General features: G+C 74.3%; 2 protein-coding genes. One reads left to right on the forward strand and one right to left on the reverse strand.

Features of this window, described 5'->3' with window-relative positions; translation table 11 throughout:
* A partial coding sequence (locus tag AB0G02_RS36720; protein ID WP_360804055.1) for an amino acid adenylation domain-containing protein occupies positions 1-1,533 on the reverse strand: 1,533 nt, incomplete at its 3' end.
* A 187-nt stretch (positions 1,534-1,720) separates the two neighbouring features.
* Here AB0G02_RS36720 and AB0G02_RS36725 point away from each other — a divergent pair.
* Positions 1,721-2,096 (forward strand): hypothetical protein (locus tag AB0G02_RS36725; RefSeq protein WP_360804058.1); only part of this gene is annotated, 376 nt, incomplete at its 3' end.

Below are 2,096 nucleotides of genomic sequence, written 5' to 3' on the forward strand. Positions count from 1 at the left end.
GTCGTCGGCGCGGCCGAGGTAGTCCAGCGTGCCGTCCGGGCGCCACCGGGCCAGGTCACCCGTGCGGTACATCCGCTCGCCGGGTGCGCCGAACGGGTCCGCGACGAACCGCTCCGACGTCAGGCCGGGCCGGTCGAGGTAGCCGCGGGCGAGCTGCCGGCCGGTGAGGTACAGCTCGCCGGTGACGCCCGGCGGGACGGGGTTGAGGTGCGCGTCGAGCACCCGCAGCCCGGTGTTCCACACCCCGCGGCCGATCGGCACGGACGCGAGGCTCTCCTCGGGCGTGCACTGCCACTCGGTGACGTCGACGGACGCCTCGGTGGGGCCGTAGAGGTTGTGCAGCTCGGCGTCCAGGACGGAGAAGAACCGCGTCCGCAGGTCCGCGCCCAGCGCCTCGCCGCTGCAGATCACCCGGCGCAGGCCGGCGCAGGCCGACGGGTCGGCGTGCAGCAGGAACGCGTTGAGCATCGACGGCACGAAGTGCAGCGTCGTGATGCGCGAGTCCCGGATCAGCCGCGACAGGTACACCGGGTCGCGGTGGCCTTCGGGCTTGGCCACGACGAGCGTCGCGCCGACGATCAGCGGCCAGAAGAACTCCCACACCGACACGTCGAAGCCCGACGGCGTCTTCTGCAGCACCCGGTCGGTGTCGTCCAGGCCGTAGCGGTCCTGCATCCACAGCAACCGGTTCACGATGCCGCGGTGCGGCACCGGCACGCCCTTGGGCCGGCCGGTGGAGCCGGAGGTGTAGATGACGTACGCGGTGTTGGCCGGGCGCAACGGGGTGACGCGGTCGGCGTCGGTGACGTCGGCGCGGGACCGGGTCGCCAGCAGCGGGTCCAGCTCGTCGGGGTCGAGCCGCAGCCGCGGCAGGCCGGTGTCGGGCAGCTCCACGTCCCGGGTGGTCAGCAGCACGGCCGGGCCGGCGTCGCCCAGCAGCAGCGCGATCCGCTCCGCCGGGTAGCCGGGGTCGATCGGGAGGTATGCCGCACCGGCCTTGTGCGCTGCGTACAGCGCGACGACCAGTTCCAGCGACCTCGGCGCGGCCACCGCGACCAGCCGCTCCGGGCCCGCGCCCCGGTCGATCAGCAGCCGGGCGAGCTGGTTGGCCCGGGCGTTCAGCTCGGCGTAGGTCAGGGTGTGGCCCTCGAACACCACGGCGATCGCGTCGGGCGTGCGGTGGGCCTGCGCCTCGAACAACGCGGGCAGCGTCGTGTCCGCGACCGGGTGGGCGGTGTCGTTCCAGCCGTGCAGCACCAGTTCGCGCTCCGCCGGGGACAGCGCGGCGAACCGCCCCACGAGCGAGTCCGGCTCGGCCACGACGGCGTCCAGCACGCGCAGGAACCGCTCGGCGAGCCGGTCGGCGGTGACGGCGCCGACCCGGTGGTCCAGCCGGAACCGCAGGACCGGGCCGGGGACGGCGATCAACGACAGCGGGTAGTGCGTGGTGTCGCGCGCCGCCACGCCCGTGACGTTCAGGTCGGCGCCCGGGTCCAGCGCGGTGGGGTCCAACGGGTAGTTCTCGAACACCACCAGCGAGTCGAACAGGTCCGCGTGGCTCCTGCTCCCACCGGCCGAGGTGCGCGTCGACCAGCGCGCGGGTGTAGAGGGCGTAGGCGAACCACGGGCGCTGCCCGGTCTGCTCGGCCGACTCCACGGCCTCGGTGGCCCGCTGCCCGGCCCGCGCCCAGTCGCCCAGCCAGACGTCCAGCTCGGCCAGGTGGACCAGCTCGTGCACCGCCACCGCCTCGTCCTCGCGCTCGACCTCCTCGCGGTGGGCCGCCTCGATCCGCGCGCGGGCCCGCACGGGGTCCAGGTACTTCGCCAGCACCCGCAGCGTGCTGCGGGTCATCCGCGCCTCGCGGTTCTGGTTCGTCGGGGACACCAGGGCCGCGCCCCGCTCGACGTCGGCGGCGACCAGGCCGACCCCGGCCAGCAACCGGTAGTAGGCGCTGCTGACCAGGATGCACGCCACCAGGTCGGTCGGCACGCCGTCCTCGTGGCCCTCGATCGCCTCCAACGCCTGCTCGGTGTTGCGGCACCGCAGGCCGGTGTCGTGCTGGCAGAACTGCGACCGGCGCAGGTAGGCGGTGGCC

This window comes from Actinosynnema sp. NPDC023658, assembly GCF_040639995.1.
GTDB lineage: Bacteria > Actinomycetota > Actinomycetes > Mycobacteriales > Pseudonocardiaceae > Actinosynnema.